General features: G+C 70.3%; 1 pseudogene. It reads right to left on the bottom strand.

Annotated features, from left to right (window positions below):
• Positions 1-236 (bottom strand): annotated as a pseudogene (locus CVH10_RS24465) (transposase); the annotation flags it as partial.

Below are 236 nucleotides of genomic sequence, written 5' to 3'. Positions count from 1 at the left end.
TTCCGCAGAGGCGGGATGGCATCGAGGGTAGCCGCCATCATGACGCTGTCGTGTCGATTGGCCCCGCTCAGGCAGAAGCCCAGCGGGGTGCCGCGCGCGTCGGTGACGAGGTGGCGCTTCGTGCCTGGCTTGCCCCGGTCCGTCGGGTTCGGGCCGGTGGCAGAGCCCCTTTTTTGGCCGGGACAGACGCGCTGTCCAGGCTGGCCCGGCTCCAGTCGAGCTGACCGGCGTCGTGA

The organism is Halomonas sp. ND22Bw (assembly GCF_003011945.1).
Taxonomy (GTDB): Bacteria; Pseudomonadota; Gammaproteobacteria; order Pseudomonadales; family Halomonadaceae; genus Halomonas; species Halomonas halophila.
The sequence above is the reverse complement of the archived record's forward strand: the minus strand, read 5'-3'. Positions and strand labels throughout refer to the sequence as shown.